This window comes from Nannocystis exedens, assembly GCF_002343915.1.
Lineage (GTDB): Bacteria > Myxococcota_A > Polyangia > Nannocystales > Nannocystaceae > Nannocystis > Nannocystis exedens.
This window is the reverse complement of sequence record NZ_NETK01000001.1, coordinates 390,768-407,836: the sequence shown is the minus strand read 5'-3', so window position 1 is coordinate 407,836 and position 17,069 is coordinate 390,768. Positions and strand designations below refer to the sequence as shown.

Genomic DNA, 17,069 nt, shown 5'->3' with positions numbered 1-17,069 from the left:
GGTGAAATATCCGCGGGCGCGGCGGCGTTCGTCGCGCGGACGGCATGCGGATCGACCTGCGGAACCTCGGCAAGACCTACGACGGCGACCGCTGGGCGATCCGCGGGCTCGACCTGACGGTCCCGAGCGGGTCGATCTGCGGGCTCATCGGCCCCAACGGCGCCGGCAAGTCGACCACGCTGCGGATGCTGGCGACGGTGATGCAGCCGACCGAGGGCGAGATCCGCTTCGACGGCCGGGCCCCGGAGATCGACGACGCCGAGCTGCGGCGCTCGATCGGCTTCCTCGGCGACGGCAACCCGCTCTACAAGCACATGAGCCCGGCCGAGTACCTGCGCTTCTTCGGCGAGTGCTTCCGCGTCCCCGACAAGGAGCTGGACGCGGCGGTCGAGGACATGCTGGTGACGTTCGACCTGGTCGACAAGCGCGACGCGCCGGCGGGCGCGCTGTCGAAGGGCATGCGCCAGCGGCTGCTCATCGCCCGCTGCTTGCTGCACAAGCCGAAGCTCCTCATCCTCGACGAGCCGGCCGACGGGCTCGACCCGCGCGGGCGCAGCGACCTGCGGGCGATCCTGCAGCGCACGCGCGAGCGCGGGACGACGGTGCTGATCTCGTCGCACATCCTCCGCGAGCTCGACGACCTGTGCGATCAGCTGGCGATCCTGCAGCAGGGCAAGCTGGTGGTCGCGGGCGACGTCGCCGACATCATCGAGCGCTACGAGGTCCGCCGGTTCGTCTACGAGCTGCGGCTGCTGCCGCCGACGAGCGAGGGCGGGGCCGGCAGCGAGCGCGCGCGCGAGGTGCTGGTGCAGCACCGGGCGCTGATCGAGGCCAGCGGGTTCGAAGACGGCTGCGAGACCATCACCGCCCAGATCCCCGGCGGCGAGGACCGCATGGCCGACGCCCTCGCCGCGCTGGTGGCCGCCGGGGTCCGCGTGGTCACCTGCAGCCGCGTCCGCAGCCGCCTCGAAGACGTCTATCACCGCCTGTCCGAAGACCGCGTCAACTAGCCAGGAGCCCGCCATGCCTCGCGTCCTCTCGATCCGCTCCGCCGCCCGGCCGTTCGTCGCCCGGGCCCTCCGCGGCCCCCGCGGCCGCCGCCTGCTCGGGCTGTCCGTGCTGCTCGCCGCGCTGTCGGCGGTGCTCGGCACGTGGCTGGCCCTGGGGACAGGTGAATTCGAGCGCGAGCTGCGGGTCGCGCTCGAGCTCGAGGAGAGCCGCCACGTCCAGGAGCAGGACCGCTTCGCCCTGATCGCCGACTCGGAGGAGGAAGCCGCGGCGCTGCGCGCCGAGGTGGCGCGCCGGTTCGCCGGGCACCCGATGGCGTACGACGACGCCGGCTACCGGGTCAGCAACGCGCTCGAGACCGCCGAGTCGCGGCTGCGGCGGGCCGCCTACGGCGAGGTGCCGCGGGCCCATCGCGCGCTCCAGCGCGACGCGCGTCTGGCCCTCGAGGCATGGTCGAAGGTTCATGTCGATGCGGGCAGCGTCTACGGCGTGCCCGACTACAACTGGTACGACCCCGGCGAGGTCGTGGCGCTGCAGACGGTGGTCGAGCGCGCGATGTCCCCGGCGATCGAGGTGTACGCCTCGCCGCTGGCGCCGCTCGACGCGCTGCGGATGACGGGCGTGCTGGCCGGCGGCGCCCTGCTGCTCCTGCTGCTGCTGGCGGCGCCGGTGCTGGCGGGCACGCAGATGGCCCAGGAGACCCACGAGAACACGCTGCAGCCGCTGGCCGGCAGCGCGCTGCGGGCCCAGGAGCTGGCGCTCGGGCTGACCGCGGGCCCGCTGGCGGTCATCGGCGTGCTGGCGGCGCCGCAGCTGGCGCTGCTGCTGGCGGCGGCGGCGGCGGTCGGGCACTTCGGGGCCGCGCTGGCGCTGGTCGCCGTGGTGCTGGCCGGCGGGGCGTTCCTCGTCATGCTCGGGCAGCTGGCCGGGCTGGCGCTCGGCAAGGTGCGCTCGCCGGGGCTGGTCGGCGGCGGGCTGGCGGCGATCCTCGGGGTGCTCGGCGGGGTCGGCGTGGCGCTCGCGGCCGAGCTGTCCCATCGGACAGCCGGCACCCTGGCCCTGCTGCCGCAGGCGGCCGCCAGCCACTCGCTGGCGCAGGCGTTCGGCCTCGGCGACCCCGCGCAGGGCTTCGGCGCCGCGCTCGACACCACGGTGCCGGTGGTGGTCGGGGCGGTCGGCATGCTGACGCTGGCGCTCCTCGGGCTGCGCGCGCTGGCCCGCCGGGTCGGCAACACCTCGCTGGTGTCGCTGCGCCGCGGCGAGGCGCTGGTCGGCGCGCTCGTGGCGATGGTGCTCGTCAGCACCGCCAACCCGCCGCACGAGTGGCGCGCGGAGGAGTTCTACCTGCTCAACCTCGGCTTGTTGTCGATCCCGCTGGCGATCCTGCTGATGATGCGGGCCCCGACCGGAGATGTCCCTCCGGCCATGCGGCGCACGCCGGTCGGCTCGCTGGTCGGCGAGTTCGTCGGCTGGGCCGGGCTGTACCTGCTGCTGGCCGCGGTCCTGGTCGGCGACGAGACGATGTGGCTGTTCCGGCACCCGCTGGCGCTGCTGCACGCGGCGTGGTTCCTGGTGGTCGCCGCGCTGCTGGCCCTGCGCGTGGCCGTCGCGCCGATGACGTTCGCGTCGCGCCTGTGGGCCGGCGTGTGCGCGGCGATGCTGGCGGTCGCGTTCGGCCAGACGGTCGTGTGGGCCCGCCCCGCCGAGGAGCTGTTCTTCCGCAACCCGCACGTGTTCGTGTTCACCGGGCTGAGCCCGCTGCTCGGGCTGGTCCAGGCCGTCCTCACCGTCGCCGTGCCGTGGACGCTGCTGCGCGCGCTCCGGCGCCCGGCCTCGGTCGCGCCCGTGACCCTCGAATAGACGATCGCGGCGGCGTCCATCCAATGGCCCGGAGGACATGTCCTTCGGGCCATTGAGCGTTCGGCGGGAGCATCGCGTGGTTGTCTGGACGTCCGCTGCAGGGTCTCGCCCGCGCGCGGCCCGCTGGGGCCACGGACGGCGAGTGCGGCGAGCCTCACCTGTCTGCGGCCGCAGACGAGGAGCCCGAAGGAACCTGTCCTTCGGGCCATTGCGGGCACCCGCGCGCTCAGCCCCGGCCGGACCCGTGGAAGATCTTCTTGAGCTCGGCGACGCGCGCGGCGTCGTTGAGGTCGATCGGCGGGACGGTGTCGTACGCCTCGTAGAAGGTGTGGGCGGCCGCGTCCTCGGGGATCTCGAGGGCGCGGCGGATCTTGCGGTTGTCGGGCACGAAGCCGCGGTGCAAAAGGCGCTCGATGGTGGCGCCGATCGTGCCCTGGAGCCCGCAGATCAGGATGCCGACGCGGTCGGGGCGGAAGGTGTTGCGGTCGAGGCCGAGGCTGTCCTCGAGGCCAGGCAGGCGGTCGGGCAGGAAGAAGTCCTCGGCCCGGCCGACGTGGCCGGTCCAGTGGGCCTCCTCGCGCGGACGACTGACCGTCGGCAGGTAGCGCAGGCCGTGCTTCTTCGCCAGGTGCTCGAGCTCGTCGCGGTAGCCGAGGTCCTTGCTGTAGCTGGCGCCGTGGATGATCGCCCAGTCGTCGAGCCGGGTGCTCGGGTCGCGATTGACCTTGCTGCGCACCATCGACAAAAACGGCGCCAATCCGGTGCCGGCGGCCACGCACACCTTGAGCCGGTGATCGTGGCCCATGGTGTCCTCGACCGTGAACTTGCCGACCGGCTGCGAGCGCAAGAACATGCGGTCGCCGACGCGGGTCTTCCACAAGAGGTGCGTCAGCGGGTTGTCCGACTCGGGCTTGTCGACGAAGCGGATGTAGAACTCGACGAGGTCGCGCCGCTCGGGGGCCGAGGCGATCGACATCGGGCGCCGCACGCTGCCCAGCTCAGGCTTCTCGGTGTTATTGAGGCCGATCGTGAGATATTGCCCGGGCACGAACCACGAACCCTCACCGGGCAGCGCTTCGTCGGGGCGGATCCGGAACACCGCGAGGGCGGGGGTGAGGTCCTCGCGTTCGGCGAGGGTGGCGTTGTACACGAGCTCTTTGGCCATGGTGTGACTTTACCCGGGCAATGGCCGGCGGAACAAGCGCCGGTGGGCGAATCGGAAATTCGGCCCACCGGACGGATTCCCGAGATTATACGGCAGGTAGCGAGGTCAGTCCGCCTTGAAGGCGCGGACCCAGACGTTGCCGTCCTCGCCGAGGACCACCGACTGACCGCTGAGGATCAGGAAATCGGGGCCCCAGGCAGCGTCGGCGCCCTCGTCGTAGAGGTCGATGTCGTCGTTGTTGTAGGTGTGCGTCCACAGCCGAGTGCCGTCGCCGGCGTAGAGGGCGCCGAACACGTCGTCGAACTGCCCCGGCGCGACGTGGAAGCCGGAGGCGAAGATCCGCTCGTCCGGGCCGACGGCGACGCCGTTGCTGGTGCCGTAGAGGAATTCGTAGTCGTAGATGTCGGTCCATTGCTCCGACAGATCGGAGCCGACGCGCCGCACCGCGAAGTCGTAGCCGGTGACGCCCTCCGGCCTCCGGCGACCGGCGAGCGCGATGTCGCCGCTGGCGCCGATCGCTTCCACGTCGAACCACGCGCCGCCGGGGTGATCCTCGACCTCGGTGCTGACGATCGTGCCCTCGTCGTCGACGACGACGATCAGCGGCCGGCTCAGGTAGTCCTCGTCCTGGACGATCCCGGCGACGAGCACGCCGTCGTCCGCCTTGACGATGCCGTTGCCGTTCGCGTACGCGAAGTCGGCCTGCGTCACCGCCTTCCACTCGGCCTCGCCGGTGGCGGGGTCGTGGCGGCGCACGACCAACTGCGTCGACTTGTCGGTCAGGTCCTCGGAGCCGGCGGAGTAGAGCTTGCCATCGGCGAGCAGGAGGGCGGAGATCGAGGCGCCGACCATGTCGACGGGCGGCTCGATGAACGTCCAGCCCTCGTTGCCGTCGGGGTCGAACGAGCGCACCACGGGCGTCGGCACGTCCTTCACCTGCTCCTCGACGCCGGCGGCGTAGATGGTGCCGTCGTCGCCGAGCGCAACCGTGCTGAAGTAGTTGGGCAGCCCGTTCATGTCCGGGTAGGTCTTCTTCCACAGCTCGGTGCCGTCGGGGCCCAGGGCGATCAGCAACATGTCGCTGTCGGCCGGCGTGATGCCCTCGCGGCCGGCGATGATGATCTTGCCTGTCGGGTCGATGGCGACCGCGGAGCCGGCGTCGAACTCGCCGGCGGCGCCGCTGTGGGTGTAAGTCCAGAGCACGGCGCCGGTCTTCTCGCAGTTCTTGTTGCAGCCGTCGTCGGGCTCGTCGTTGCCGTCGTCGCAGACTTCGCTGTCGGCGACGACGCCGTCGCCGCAGACGGCGGGGGCAGGTTCGGTGGTCGACGAGGTCGGCTCGCCGGTGGTCGGCCCGGTGGTCGTCGGCGTGCCCGTGGTCGTCGTGGCGTCCGGCTCGCTCGTACCCGAGGTGCCGGTCGTCGTGGTCGGATCGGGGTCCGTGCCGGAATCGGTCGTCGCTGTCCCATCCGAGGGGCAGGCGATCAGGAGCCAGGGTCCAAGAGACAGGGCCGTGAGCCGCGTTGCGCGGCCGGGGAGATATGCGTTCGACATGACAGCATGATCGCACGCCGAGGGGCCTCGGTCTGCGATCGCCGCGTTTGTCGCTTTCCGTCGCAGTCTGGCGGGGTGGTCGAAAAATAGTTGGTGGTGCACCGGCCAAACTGCCGTGCTCGCGTCCGCACGCCCGGGGGCGGATCGCCACAAAGGTTTGACAGGTGTGCCGCGTTTGGAGGACGCTTCTCGCATGCGACGCGCCTCGCTGTTAGCGCTCTCGGGGATCTTCCTGGGCTTGCCCCTCCGCGCCGCCGCGGCGGAGCCGCCTCCGCTCCCCGCGGACGCGACGACGCCACCTGCCAGCGAGACCCCGCCCGCGGCCCCCGCGACCGGAGACGCGCCGCCGACGTTGCCCAGCGGCGATCCGGGCGCCGTGGCTCCCCCCGCAGGCGCGGAGGGGACCGCCGGCGGCGAGGTGAGCGGAGCTGTCTCCGGGGACCTGTCCGGAAGTACCAATACGACGACGAACGAGGCGCCGGCGCCGGGGCCCGAGGTCGAGGTGCCGGCCCCGGCCGCGACCCCGCCGACGCCGAGCACGGACAAGCAGCCCGGGATGGTCCAGGGCCGGCGCGAGCCGGCGGTCAACAGCCTGCGCGGCGGCCTCGGCCTCTATCACACGACGCTGGCCGACGTCGGCGGGCGCCACACGGTCCGCGTCCGCCTGCACACCGACTTCTTCCGCAAGGAAGGTTTCATCTACAACAGCGACGAGCACGGGGCCGACCAGCAGGGCCGCGTGCGCGGCACGGTCAACATCGGCTACAGCCCGTTCAAGTGGGGCGAGCTGTTCCTGGCGGTGCACAGCCAGGCGTCGCGCAACGCCCGCGCGCAGCCGGGCCGCCAGGACCAGGTCAACCAGTTCGCGCTCGGCGACCTCGACTTCGGCATCAAGGGCGCGCACCGGTTCGTCAAGGGCGGCGCGATCGGCCTCGGCGGTCAGCTCGGCATCGGCCTGCTGTCGGGCACGAGCCGCCTCCTGACCGACAAGGTCAACTTCAACATCGACTTCCTGTTCACCCTCGACGTCCGCTACCTGACGAAGAAGCAGGTGCCGGTGCGGTTCACCACCAACATCGGCTGGATCCTCGACAACTCGAGCAAGCTGATCGACTTCGAGAAGTTCACCGACCCGACCAGCCGCGAGGTGTCCCGCTTCGCTCTCGGCGTGGCGCCGAGCCGCGTGCGCATGCGCTACGGCCTCGACTTCCCGGTCCGCCTCGGCAAGGAGGGCAAGTTCGGCCTCGACCCGATCGTCGAGCTCGCGTGGGACGTCGCCACCGCCGAGATGCCGGTGTTCCGCCAGGAGGGCGCGACGCCGTCGCCGCTGCCGCGCTCGAGCCTGTGGGGCACCGTCGGCCTGCGCGCCAACGTGATCGCCGGCCTGCACCTCGACGCGGCGGTCGACATCGGCATGGTGTCGCCGAACTTCGAGTACGGCCCGCCGGTGGCGCCGTGGCAGGTGATCCTCGGCCTCGGCTGGTCGATCGACCCCAACCCGGTGATCAAGGAGGTGCCGGCGCCGGTGACGAACGAACCGCCGCCCGCGCCGGCGGTGGTCGAGGGCCGCGTGGTCGGCCAGGTGCTCGACAGCACCGGCGCGCCGGTCGCGGGGGCCAAGGTGCGGTTCCCCGGCGCGGCGAGCAACGCGATCCTCACCGACGACCAGGGCAACTTCACCAGCTACCGGTTCCCCGAGGGCCAGGTGGCGATCCAGGTCGAGCTGGCCAACAAGGCGACCAAGGACGCGACCGCCGACATCAAGGCCGGCGAGGACACGCAGATCACGATCACGATGGACGTGGCGAACACGCCGCCGGTCGGGATCCTCGACGGCGCGTTCACCGACGAGTCCGGCGCGCCGGTGCTGGTCACGCTGTCGGTCTCCGGCAACGGCGTCGACGAGCCGTTCACCAGCACCGAGGGCGGCCTCATCCGCCTCGAGCTGCCGGCCGGCGATTACTTCGCGATCGCCCGCGCGCCCGGCTTCGAGGACAAGTCGCTGCGCTTCACCGTGACCCCGGGCGAGCAGTTCACGACGGTCAAGGAGTCGCTGCGCCGGGCGACGCCGGTCGAGACGCCGCTCGTCAGCGGCAAGGGCAAGAAGCTGCGGCTCAAGAGGGCGATCAAGTACACGTCGGCCAACGGGGTCGACGACAAGAGCGCGCCGCTGATCGAGCAGCTGGCGGCGTTCCTCAACGCGCACCCCGAGTACGAGGAGATCGAGATCGGGGTCCACACCGACGACCGCGGCAACCCCAAGCAGCGCAGCAGCGAGCGCGCCGACGCGGTCCGCAGCGCGCTGCTGGCCAAGGGCGTCAGCCCCGAGCGCGTGACCGCCAACGGCTACGGCGACAACAGCCCGGTCGCGGTCAACCTGACCGCCGCCGGCCGGGCCAAGAACAACCGCACGGTGATCAAGGTGACCCGCTACAAGGGCGAGCCGACCGCGCCGGCCAAGCCGGCGAAGGCCGGGAAGAAGGCGGCCGAGCCGGCCGCGCCGCCGCCCTGAGCGCAGGCCGGGCACCGCGGGCGCCCGGGCGCGAAGGACATGTCGGCTGCGACATGTCCTTTTGTATATGTGACGGGCGGGCCGGCGGCGGTCAGGAGCAGGCGCAGCTGCACTCGGGCGGCGGGTCGTCGCCGGCGCACAGCGACCAGCCCGCCGGCGTGCCGCACAGGCCCTCGCTCGGGCCGGCCATGATCAGCTCGACGGCGCCGTCGCAGCCGCGGCGGCCGAACACGCCGAGGCCGATCTGGTCGCACGAGGTCGGGACCGGGCACTCCGCTTCGTCGGGCACGAACACGCAGGTGCGGAACAGCTGGGTGACGTCGCAGGTGCCGGGGTAGACCGGGACGACGTCGAGCCAGCGGCACACGCCGCCGCCGTGGACGACGCCGTCGCAGGCGGGCTCGGAGGTCAGGGCGGCGCAGAAGGCTTCGCCTTCGGACATGTCCTCGGGGGCCTGTCCGGAAGTGCCGGTCGGCTCGGCGCCGGTCGAGCCGGTGGCGCCGTCGGTGGTGCCCTCGCACTCGGGCGGGTCGCCGAACTCGGTCGGCGAGGTGTCCGAGACGACCACGAGCCCGCCCGTGTCGGCGCCCGTGGGCTCCTTGCAGGCGCACAGGACGAGGCCGAGGACGAGCGCGGCGCGGGTCATCGCCCGAAGGTGTAGACAAGCCCGCGGCCGCGCGGCAAGCGGCGAGGCGAGCGCTTGCGCACGCGCGCGGCGGAGGGCCCTGGGCTGCGCGCGGTTCGCCGGGCTCAGGGGGAGCAGCCCTGGACGATCCACTGGGCGATGGTGTCGATATCGTCGGCCGACAGCGGGTCGGCGGGCGCCGGCGGCATGGCGACACCGGTGCCGCCGACCTCGAGGTGGGCGCCGTTGATCTTGTGCCAGAGGTAGCTGCCGTCGAGGTCGCCGGGCGCGACGAGCATGAGCGTGGGGAGCTCGAGCGACGGCCGCTCGACGAGCGACGCGAAGGCGTCCTCCGAGAGGTCGATCCACGCGTCGCTGGTGCCTCCGTGCGTGTGGCAGCCGACGACGCAGTTGGCGTCCCAGATCGGCTGGATGTGGGCGGCGTGGCTGAGCTCCGGCTGGCCCGGGCCGGTGGTCGCGGGCGCGGTGGTCGGGGCGGTCGGGTCGCCGGGGACCGAGCCGGTGGGCGGCTCGGCGGTGGTCGTCGGCGGTGCGGTCGTGACGTCGCCCGCGCTCGTCTCTGTCCCTTCGGACATGCTGCCCGAGGCGGAGTCGGAGGCGGTGTCGGAGTCGAGCGGGTCGCGCTCGGTGCAGGCGGCGAGGGCGGCGAGGACGACGATGAAGCGGACCGATAAGCCAATCATCCCGCTTCAGTATGCGCCGGCCGGGCGGCGCTCGCCAAGCAGCTCCAGGATGACCTATGGGACATGTTCCGGAGGACGGGTCGGAGCGGGCGGGCGCTGACCGAGGCCGAAGCGGCGCAGGGCCGCGCACACGAGCACGAGCACGAGCACGGCGGCCTCGACGAGGGCGAGGTCGCGCGGGTCGCGGATCAGGCCGAGCGCGACGATCAGGGTGGTGGCGCCCGCAGGGGCGTGCTCGGCGTCGAGGAGGACGGTGAGGCCGCCGGTGGCCGCGAGGGCGAAGGTGACGGCGCCGAGGTGGGCGAGGTCGAGGCGCGTGAGCACGGCCGGGACGTCGGCGACGCCGAACAGATGCACCCCCGCGGCGCCGCACAGGACGGCGACGCCGTGGCCGACGAGCACGCGGCGCGGATGGTTGGCCGGGGCCGCAGGGGCGACGAACGCGAGGAAGGCGGTCGGGCCGAGCGAGGGGAACACCCAGGGCAGGGCTGTCCAAAAGGCCATGGCCGAACAGACAGCGATGGCCACGCCGGCGCCGAGGCTCACGCGGGCGGCGCGGGCGAGGCGCGAAGCGAGCGGGTCGGGCACGAGGGGAGGATGGCCCGTCGCCGCCGGCAGCGGAAGTGGGCGGGGAGGCCGACGAGGGGGGGCCCGGTTCGGCGCAGGCGCGCGTGTCGTCTGCGCAGGACAGCCCCGCGGAGCGGGCCCGCGAGCGTCGCGGCGGGCGAGGACGCGAGGGGTGAACATGGCCTCCTCCGCAGCGGGTCGCGGCCTCGTCGGCGCTGTAGCGAGCCCAGTGTTTGGGGGCGCTCGGTGCGGTCGTCGTGAGGGTCGGAGCACGGGCCGCATCGCGGCGCGGGCCCCGGGCGCGGCGCCGGGCTCACCTGCCGCGGCGGACCGGGTGCTTCGCCGGCTCGAGGCGGTCGCCGCTCAAGGAGATGCACGAGGCGGCCTGACGGCGCGGGTCACTCGCACATGGCCTCGTCGGTCTTGTCGTCGCAGTCGGGGTTGCCGTCGCAGACCCAGTTCTTCGGGATCTCCAGGCCCTCGTCGCACGAGAAGTAGCACAGGGCCGGGGCCTCGTCGGACATGTCGTCGCAGTCGGGGGCGCCGTCGCACTTGTTGAACACGAGGATCTGCTGGCCGTCGGCGCACACGAAGGTGCAGGTCGCCTCGGCCTCGTCGGACATGTCCTTGCAGTCATGTTCGCCGTCGCACAGGTACTGGGCCGAGATCACGCCGCCGGCGCTGCAGCTGAAGGCGGGCGTGCCCTTGCACTGGACCGACACGGCGCCGACGCTGGCCTTGGCGCCGTCGTCGCAGGCGGCGACTGCGTCGACGTAGCGGCCGTTGCAGTCGAGGTAGGCGGCTTCGTCGCTGCACTTCAGCGGGCCGAGGCAGCTCTGGTGCTGGACCGCGGCGTCGGCCAGGCAGGCGACGTAGGCCGCGTGCGCGGGGTCGGCCTCGAGGTCGCACAGGCACGAGTCGTCGGCGGCGGCGACGTAGTCGGCGATGCAGCCGTCGACGCTCGCGTAGTCGCCGAGCGCGACGTCGCAGGGGCAGCGCAGGCCGGCGGTCGCCTGGGTGGCGACGGCCTTCTTCTCGCAGGCGGTGAGGGTCGCGCTGCCCGAGGTGGTCGCGCTGGTGGTCGGCACGTCGGGGACGTTCGCGTCGGTGGTGGTGGTCGCGTCGGTCGCCGAGACCGTCGCGCCCCCGCTCGTCGGTGCGTTCGGACAGGCGCACAGCAGGAGCGCGCCCGCGAGGAGCGTTCGAGGGGTCATCCCTCGAAGGTAGCGCCGGGGCTCGCAGGCTCGATCCGGAACACGGCGGCGAACGTGGCCAGCAGCGCCGGGTCGCCGTGGATCCGGATCGCCCCGCCGGCAATCGCGTCGGCGGGGGCCAGCGCACCGGCCATCAGCGCGCGCAGGGCTCGCTCTGTCTCGAGGACCAGGTCGGCGCCGGCGAGCGGGCCCGCGGCGGCCGCGAGCGCGCCGTCGTCGATGCGGGCGTGGACCACGAGGTCGCCCACGCGCAGCTCGTAGCCGAGGTGCAGGCCTCGCGCGGCCTCGGGGTGGAAGGTGGTGCGGATCGCCATCACCAGCGAGTCGGCGGTGACGATCTCGTCGGCGCCGGGCTCGCCCAGGAGCGGCGCGCCCCAGCGACCGAGGGCCAGCACCGCCGGCTCGAGCGCGCGACCGCGATCGGTGAGCTCGTAGACGATCGCGCCGCCCGGCCGCGGCAGGAGGCGCCGCCGCACGACGTCGGCCTGCTCGAGCTCCTTGAGCCGGGTGGACAGGACGTTGGTCGGGATCCGCGGGAGGCCGCGCTGGAGGTCGGTGAAGCGCCGCGGGCCGACGAGGAGGTCGCGGACGATCAGCAGGGCCCAGCGCTCGCCGACGAGCTCGAGCGCGCGGGCGACCCCGCAGTAACTCCCGTAGCTCCGGGTGGCCATGCAGGGGCGAAAATAGCCGAAATTTGTCGTTACGCACCGGACTTGCTGGTTGCAAGTCCGAATGTGCGTTTTCGCGCAGCGGGCATGCCGGGGCTCGCAGGAGGCCGTGCTCGTCGAATTGCCGCGGACGCCCGGCGGGCGGACGAGGGTGCGCGGGCGGCGGCGCCAGGTCCCGGAGGGAGAGCCCGGCGGCCGGAGCTGTCCTCGGAGACAGGTGATGCGCGTCCGAAAGCGGCGTCCGGCGGGTGGCTGAACTTCAGGGCATGCGTGTCGCGGCATGTCCCGCAGGACATGTCCGGATCACGGGGTCGGGGCGGTGGTGCAGGCCAGGGTGCGATCGCGGAGGTCGACGGTGTTGACGATCGTCGGCTGGCCGCGGACGACGTCGACGATGACGCCGTCGTACTGGTTGGTGCACTGGGCCTGGCTGCGCTTGGTGATCACGCGGTAGCCGCCGTCGATGCTGCGCACGCTGTCGTCGCCGCACAGCGGCTGGACGCCGAGGGTGGCGGCGAGCAGGCGGGCCTCGCCGGGGGTGTCGATGGCGCCGAGGAGGGTGAGCAGCTGGGACCGCGTGGCGATCGGGCGCACGTTGGCGCCGGACTGCAGGACCAGGTAGCGGACCTGCAGCGGGTTCGAGCCGGCGAACAGCGAGGTGGTGGCGACGGTGCTGGCCAGCAGGCGGGCGCAGGCGGGCACGTCGGTGACGGTCTGACAGGCGAGGCCGACGCTGGCGAGGGTCTGCGACTGCTGGGGGCGCACGCCGGTGTCGGTCTGCTTCAGCACGGTCTCGCGCAGGAGGGCGTGCTCGAAGCGGGTGTTGGTGTGGGTCGGCTCGAGGCCGCCGAGGAGCTGGTCGTGGCTGCACAGCGGGGCGCTGTAGGCGGGGCTTCCGGGCGGCAGCGCGGGGTCGTTCGCGTCGGGCGCGGGGTCGCTCGTGACCGGCGCCGGGGGCGAAGACCGGTGACACGCGAACCCGGACCCGGCGGCGACGGCGACGGTGAGGACGGCGCGGAGACGAACGGCTGGCACGGCGCCGAGGATACTACGCGGGCCGAAGGCTGCGGAAGAAGAGCTCGAATCGACCGGGTCCGACGTGCGGAGCGCCGGTCCGGGTTCGGTGGTGGGGGGGGAGGCGAGGTTCGGCGTTCACGGTCGCGGCGGTGCGGGCAAGATCCACGGCTTCGGCCGCAGGCCGTCGCGTTCGCGCGCGAGATCGACGTCGGGGTCGACGAGGCGGGCCGCGGGGCGGCCGTTGTAGGTGACGAAGACGTCGGCCCGGACCTCGGCGCCGGGGGTGCGGGCGGCGAGGTGGTGGGCGTACTCGAGGATCATGTCGGGCTGAAAGGCCATCTGCTTGGCCTGCTGGGCCGTCAGCGCCGGCTCGGGGTCGACCAGGCGCTCGCGGCCGCTGCCCGGGTCGCGCACGCGGTAGACGACGCTGCCGACCTTCTCGACCAGCATGACCTGCCAGGCGAACCGGAAGCCCTCCTCGGTCCAGGCGGTGTCGCCGGGGTAGGCGAAGCGGCGCAGCGGCAGCGCGAGCTGGACGGCGAAGTGGACGGCGAGGGCGCCGAGCAGCAGCGGGCGGGCCGAGAATGACATGGCCGAAAGGTCGGGTCCCCGGGGGCATGTCCTCGGGGACAGTCGATGCGACAGCCGTCGCGGCCAGTCGGGCGGGAAGAACACCAGGGCGGCGGCGGCCATCAGCCACGGGAACATGCCGATCGCGGGGAACAGGGCGCCGGTGAGGCCGTGGAACACGAGCACGCCGGCGTAGGCGAACGGGCGCGTGCGCGGGTGCAGCAGCAGGAACGGGGCCGAGAGGTCGAAGGCGGCGCCGGCCCAGCTCATGAGGTGGGCGGTCTCGGGCCGGCGCAACAGGCCGCCGATCAGCGGGAAGTCGGCGCGCGCGGCCAGCCACAGCTTGAGCGGCTGGGCGTGCAGCAGCCAGTCGGGGCGCAGCTTGGCCAGGCCGGCGAAGAAGTAGACCAGGCCGACCTGCAGCCGCACGGCCCACAGCGCCCAGGACGGGGCGACGGCGACGCGCCGGTCCAGCGGCAGGGCGATCATCAGCAGGGCGACGACGCTGACGAAGTAGTAGTGGTTGAGGTAGGTCGCCTTGTCGAGCAGCTCGACGTAGGTGAAGAGGACGAAGAACAGGGCGATCGCCGGCCGGTAGCACACGCCCGCGGCGACCAGCAGCGCGAGGGCGCCCTGGGCGACGAACACGGCGATCATGCCGGCCTCGGGCAGGGGCGCGAGCCACTCGAAGCCCCAGTAGTGGAAGTGGTAGCTCGGATCGACGTAGAGCTGGTGGATCCACCCGCGCGCGGCGAAGCGGACGGTGCCGGCGAACATCAGCAGGCCGAAGCCGATCCGGAACGCGTGCAGGCCGGCCGCGTCGACCGGGGCGAGCAGGGCGCGGAGCAGGGGCGAAGAGGCGGCGGGGGGCGGGGTCGGTGCGCCTGCCCGGGAGGACATGTCGCTCGGGACCGCGGGCGAGGGCGCTTCGGTGGCCTCCGGCGCGGGTGCCCGGGAGGACATGTCGCTCGGGGCGGGTGGGGCCGAGGGACTCGGAGCCGCGGCGGACGGGCCGCCGAGGCGGGGCGAGCGGGCGGATGTCCCGGAGGACATGTCGCTCGGGGCATGGGAGGCCGGCCCCGGGACCGGAGCGGGCGAGCTGCGGTCGCGGTCGGACATGTCCTTCGGGTCAGTCGCCGTCGTTGTCGCTGAGCGCGAGGGTGACGCCGAGGGTGCTGGCGACGTCGAGCTTGAGCAGGCGGCGGAAGGTGTCGAGCTCGTCGCGCGCGAGCTGGACGGCGGTGCGGTCGGCGACGAGGGCGGCGGTCATCGGCTCGGGGACGGCGGCCAGGACCTCGCCGGCGCGGGCGTACTGCGTCCGCACGCGGTCGTCGAGCGCGGGGTCGAGCTCGCGGACGAGGACCGAGATGCCGGCCGCGGGCGCCTCCGGATCGGCGCCGTGGTAGACGGCCCACACGCCGGCGAGGTTGGCCTGCAGGTCGGCGCGGGTGCGGCCGGAGAAGCGCGACTCCATCAGGCTCGGGTCCTCGGCGGCGCCGGTGAGGTTGCCGAGCGGGTTGTCGAGCTTGCCCTTGACCATCGTCAGGCAGGCGTCGATCGACTTGTTGACGACCTCGTCGAGGCCGGCCTTGAGCGAGTCGTAGACGGCGCTGCCGCTGCCCGCCGAGGCGAGGGCGTCGGCGTACTCGCCCGACCACGCGGCGGCCACGGCGTCGGTGCGGGCGGCGATGTCGGCCGCCAGGGCGCGCGCGTAGCCGCAGCGGCGGGCGCCGCCTTCGGCCTGCAGGGCGGCGAGGGCGGCCCCCTCCGCCTCGCCCCACAGCAGGTACTCGAGCGCGGGCATGCCCTTGGCGCTGACGCCGAGGGTGCCGAGGTAGGCGGCGTCGGCCGCGTCGGGGGCGCCGGCGACCGCCTCCTCGACGGTGTCGACGCGCACGGGCCAGAAGTCGAGGGCGTTGAGCTCGGGCGGCAGCGGGCCGAAGCCGAACGGGAGCACGCGGGCCCAGGCGTCGCGCCCTTCCGACCAGGCGTCCTGGGCGGCGGCGAGGGTGGTGGCGTCGGGGCCGGCGCAGAGGGCGTCGATGGCGGCGACCGTCGCCTCGGCCCGCTCGTGCAGGGCGGCGAAGGCCGGCACCGCGACCTCGCGGGCGACGTGCTCGAGCACGGCCGGGCGCGAGTCGTCGCCGCCGCCGCAGGCGAAGCCGACGAGCGTGCCGGCACCTGCCCCGAAGAGCATGGTCAAAAGGACATGGCGAGAGAGACCGGTCACAGCGACTCCAGGAAGGCGACGAGGGCCGCGCGCTCGTCCGCGGGGAGGGCGCGGACGGCCTCGCGGGCCGCCTCGGCCTCGCCGCCGTGCCACAGGACGGCCTCCATCAGCGAGCGGGCGCGCCCGTCGTGGAGGAAGGTGGTGTGGCCGTTGACGGTCTCGACCAGGCCGATGCCCCACAGCGGCGGGGTGCGCCACTCGTTGCCGCTGGCGAGGTAGTCGCGGCGGCCGTCGCCGAGCGCGTCGCCCATGTCGTGCAGGAGGAGGTCGGTGTACGGCCAGATCGTCTGGCCGCGGACCTCCTCGAGCGCCGCGTCGTCGGCGGTGCGGTGGCGCGGGACGTGGCAGTCGGCGCAGCCGGCGGCGAGGAACACCTGCTTGCCGCGCAGGACCTCGGGGGCGCCGGCGTCGCGGCGGGCCGGCACGGCCAGCGTGGCGCTGTAAAAGATGACGTCGTCGAGCAGGTCGGCGGAGACCTCGGGGGCGCCGCCGTGCGGGGCGGCGGCGCACTCGGCCTGGCCTTCGGGACAGTTCTCGAGCGGGAACATGTCGGTCGTCAGGCCCATGTCGCCGAGGAAGGCCCCGGCCGTCTGCTGGGCGACGGTCGGCTGGTTGGCCTTCCAGCCGAAGCGGCCGAGCACGGCGGCCTCGGCGGCCAGGTCCCACACGTAGTTGGCGCGGCCGGAGATGCCGTCGCCGTCGGCGTCGTCGGGGTCCTCGCGGGCGACGATGTCGGCCGCGGGGATGGCCTCGAGCAGGCCCATGCCGATCATCACCGGGGCGACCCGCGGCGAGATCAGGAGGTCGGGCGGGAGCGGGCCGTAGGCCGGGTCCTCGAGGCTGTAGGTCGGGACGCGCAGGCTGTACGGCTCGCCGTCGGCGAAGGCGCCCGGCTGCTCGACCCACGTGACCTTCGGGACAGCCTCGCCGGCGACCCCCTCGATGCCGTTCGGCTGCAGCTGGTCGCCGTAGCCGGGGACGTCGCGCGGGCCGCCGTGGAGGCCCTCGCCGGGGACGGCCAGGCGCAGGAGCATGCTGGCGAACGCCTCGTCGCCCTCGGGCGGGCGGCCGCGGCCGTCCTTGAAGTGGCAGGCCGAGCACGAGCGGGCGTTGAAGGTCGGGCCGAGGCCGTCGCGCCCGGCGGTCGAGGCCGGGGCGACGACCCAGTTCTTGTTGAAGAACGAGTTGCCGACGACGAACCGCTGGCGCCGCTCGAAGCTCATGTTGCGGGCGCTGTACGAGAAGGCGTTCGGGCTCTCGTCGCGGATCGTGGTGTCGCCGCCGGCCAGCTCCTCGCCCGGCTCGAGCGCCGGGGCGGGGTCGTCACAGGATGCCCCGAAGAACAGGGCCAAAAGGACAGGCAGGCGGCGCACGTCCG

At 73.3% G+C, this 17,069-nt stretch carries 14 protein-coding genes; 3 read left to right on the top strand and 11 right to left on the bottom strand.

Annotated elements, in window-relative coordinates:
* Nucleotides 1–44 precede the first annotated feature (44 nt).
* On the top strand, nt 45–1,010 hold the full coding sequence (locus tag NAEX_RS01530; RefSeq protein WP_096325745.1) for an ABC transporter ATP-binding protein: 966 nt from the start codon (nt 45–47) through the stop codon (nt 1,008–1,010).
* Between the two features lie 13 nt (nt 1,011–1,023).
* Nucleotides 1,024–2,868 carry a hypothetical protein gene (locus NAEX_RS01525; RefSeq protein ID WP_096325744.1) on the top strand — a complete coding sequence of 615 codons (1,845 nt, stop codon included), beginning with the start codon at nt 1,024–1,026 and terminating at the stop codon, nt 2,866–2,868.
* 226 nt (nt 2,869–3,094) lie between these two features.
* On the opposite strand, the gene NAEX_RS01520 is transcribed toward NAEX_RS01525, so the two are convergent.
* Nucleotides 3,095–4,033, bottom strand: coding sequence for a ferredoxin reductase domain-containing protein (locus tag NAEX_RS01520; protein ID WP_096325743.1), 939 nt, complete (start codon nt 4,031–4,033; stop codon nt 3,095–3,097).
* Nucleotides 4,034–4,138: 105 nt separating this feature from the next.
* A complete protein-coding gene (locus NAEX_RS01515; RefSeq protein WP_170135361.1) occupies nt 4,139–5,584 on the bottom strand; it encodes a DUF4215 domain-containing protein in 1,446 nt (481 codons plus the stop codon).
* Between the two features lie 376 nt (nt 5,585–5,960).
* On the opposite strand from NAEX_RS01515, the gene NAEX_RS01510 reads away from it, so the two are divergent.
* Nucleotides 5,961–8,096: an OmpA family protein gene (locus tag NAEX_RS01510; RefSeq protein ID WP_170135360.1), complete on the top strand. Its 2,136-nt coding sequence runs from the start codon at nt 5,961–5,963 to the stop codon at nt 8,094–8,096.
* A gap of 91 nt (nt 8,097–8,187) precedes the next feature.
* Here NAEX_RS01510 and NAEX_RS01505 read toward each other — a convergent pair whose 3' ends face one another.
* The 9 genes from NAEX_RS01505 to NAEX_RS01465 all read right to left on the bottom strand — a co-directional run bounded on the left by NAEX_RS01505 (nt 8,188) and on the right by NAEX_RS01465 (nt 17,064).
* Entirely contained in the window at nt 8,188–8,742 is a 555-nt protein-coding gene (locus NAEX_RS01505) for a hypothetical protein (protein WP_096325740.1), read from the bottom strand.
* Nucleotides 8,743–8,846: 104 nt separating this feature from the next.
* Complete coding sequence (locus NAEX_RS01500; protein ID WP_096325739.1) at nt 8,847–9,425, bottom strand: hypothetical protein; 579 nt, start codon at nt 9,423–9,425, stop codon at nt 8,847–8,849.
* Nucleotides 9,426–9,479: 54 nt separating this feature from the next.
* Nucleotides 9,480–10,172 (bottom strand): HPP family protein, encoded by a 693-nt coding sequence (locus NAEX_RS54310; protein WP_420814107.1) that lies wholly within the window; start codon nt 10,170–10,172, stop codon nt 9,480–9,482.
* A 218-nt stretch (nt 10,173–10,390) separates the two neighbouring features.
* Complete coding sequence (locus NAEX_RS01490; protein WP_096325737.1) at nt 10,391–11,206, bottom strand: hypothetical protein; 816 nt, start codon at nt 11,204–11,206, stop codon at nt 10,391–10,393.
* The gene (locus NAEX_RS01485) at nt 11,203–11,877 is read right to left on the bottom strand and encodes a winged helix-turn-helix transcriptional regulator (protein WP_096325736.1); all 675 of its coding nucleotides are present in this window, start codon (nt 11,875–11,877) and stop codon (nt 11,203–11,205) included. The genes NAEX_RS01490 and NAEX_RS01485 overlap by 4 nt, the downstream gene beginning before the upstream one ends.
* A 300-nt stretch (nt 11,878–12,177) precedes the next feature.
* A complete protein-coding gene (locus NAEX_RS01480; RefSeq protein WP_096325735.1) occupies nt 12,178–12,909 on the bottom strand; it encodes a hypothetical protein in 732 nt (243 codons plus the stop codon).
* 117 nt (nt 12,910–13,026) lie between these two features.
* The gene (locus tag NAEX_RS01475) at nt 13,027–14,361 is read right to left on the bottom strand and encodes an HTTM domain-containing protein (protein ID WP_275937591.1); all 1,335 of its coding nucleotides are present in this window, start codon (nt 14,359–14,361) and stop codon (nt 13,027–13,029) included.
* Nucleotides 14,362–14,590: 229 nt separating this feature from the next.
* A complete protein-coding gene (locus tag NAEX_RS01470; RefSeq protein WP_096325734.1) occupies nt 14,591–15,658 on the bottom strand; it encodes an imelysin family protein in 1,068 nt (355 codons plus the stop codon).
* Between the two features lie 29 nt (nt 15,659–15,687).
* Entirely contained in the window at nt 15,688–17,064 is a 1,377-nt protein-coding gene (locus NAEX_RS01465) for a di-heme oxidoreductase family protein (protein ID WP_096325733.1), read from the bottom strand.
* Between the last annotated feature and the right edge of the window lie 5 nt (nt 17,065–17,069).

Excerpts from the sequence above, each read along its gene's own strand:
- NAEX_RS01530 (WP_096325745.1), top strand. The coding sequence starts at position 45 with ATGCGGATCGACCTGCGGAACCTCGGCAAGACCTACGACGGCGACCGC.
- NAEX_RS01505 (WP_096325740.1), bottom strand. The coding sequence starts at position 8,742 with ATGACCCGCGCCGCGCTCGTCCTCGGCCTCGTCCTGTGCGCCTGCAAG.
- NAEX_RS01500 (WP_096325739.1), bottom strand. The coding sequence starts at position 9,425 with ATGATTGGCTTATCGGTCCGCTTCATCGTCGTCCTCGCCGCCCTCGCC.
- NAEX_RS01470 (WP_096325734.1), bottom strand. The coding sequence starts at position 15,658 with ATGCTCTTCGGGGCAGGTGCCGGCACGCTCGTCGGCTTCGCCTGCGGC.
- NAEX_RS01485 (WP_096325736.1), bottom strand. The coding sequence starts at position 11,877 with ATGGCCACCCGGAGCTACGGGAGTTACTGCGGGGTCGCCCGCGCGCTC.
- NAEX_RS01515 (WP_170135361.1), bottom strand. The coding sequence starts at position 5,584 with ATGTCGAACGCATATCTCCCCGGCCGCGCAACGCGGCTCACGGCCCTG.
- NAEX_RS54310 (WP_420814107.1), bottom strand. The coding sequence starts at position 10,172 with ATGTTCACCCCTCGCGTCCTCGCCCGCCGCGACGCTCGCGGGCCCGCT.
- NAEX_RS01475 (WP_275937591.1), bottom strand. The coding sequence starts at position 14,361 with ATGTCCTCCCGGGCAGGCGCACCGACCCCGCCCCCCGCCGCCTCTTCG.
- NAEX_RS01520 (WP_096325743.1), bottom strand. The coding sequence starts at position 4,033 with ATGGCCAAAGAGCTCGTGTACAACGCCACCCTCGCCGAACGCGAGGAC.
- NAEX_RS01490 (WP_096325737.1), bottom strand. The coding sequence starts at position 11,206 with ATGACCCCTCGAACGCTCCTCGCGGGCGCGCTCCTGCTGTGCGCCTGT.
- NAEX_RS01525 (WP_096325744.1), top strand. The coding sequence starts at position 1,024 with ATGCCTCGCGTCCTCTCGATCCGCTCCGCCGCCCGGCCGTTCGTCGCC.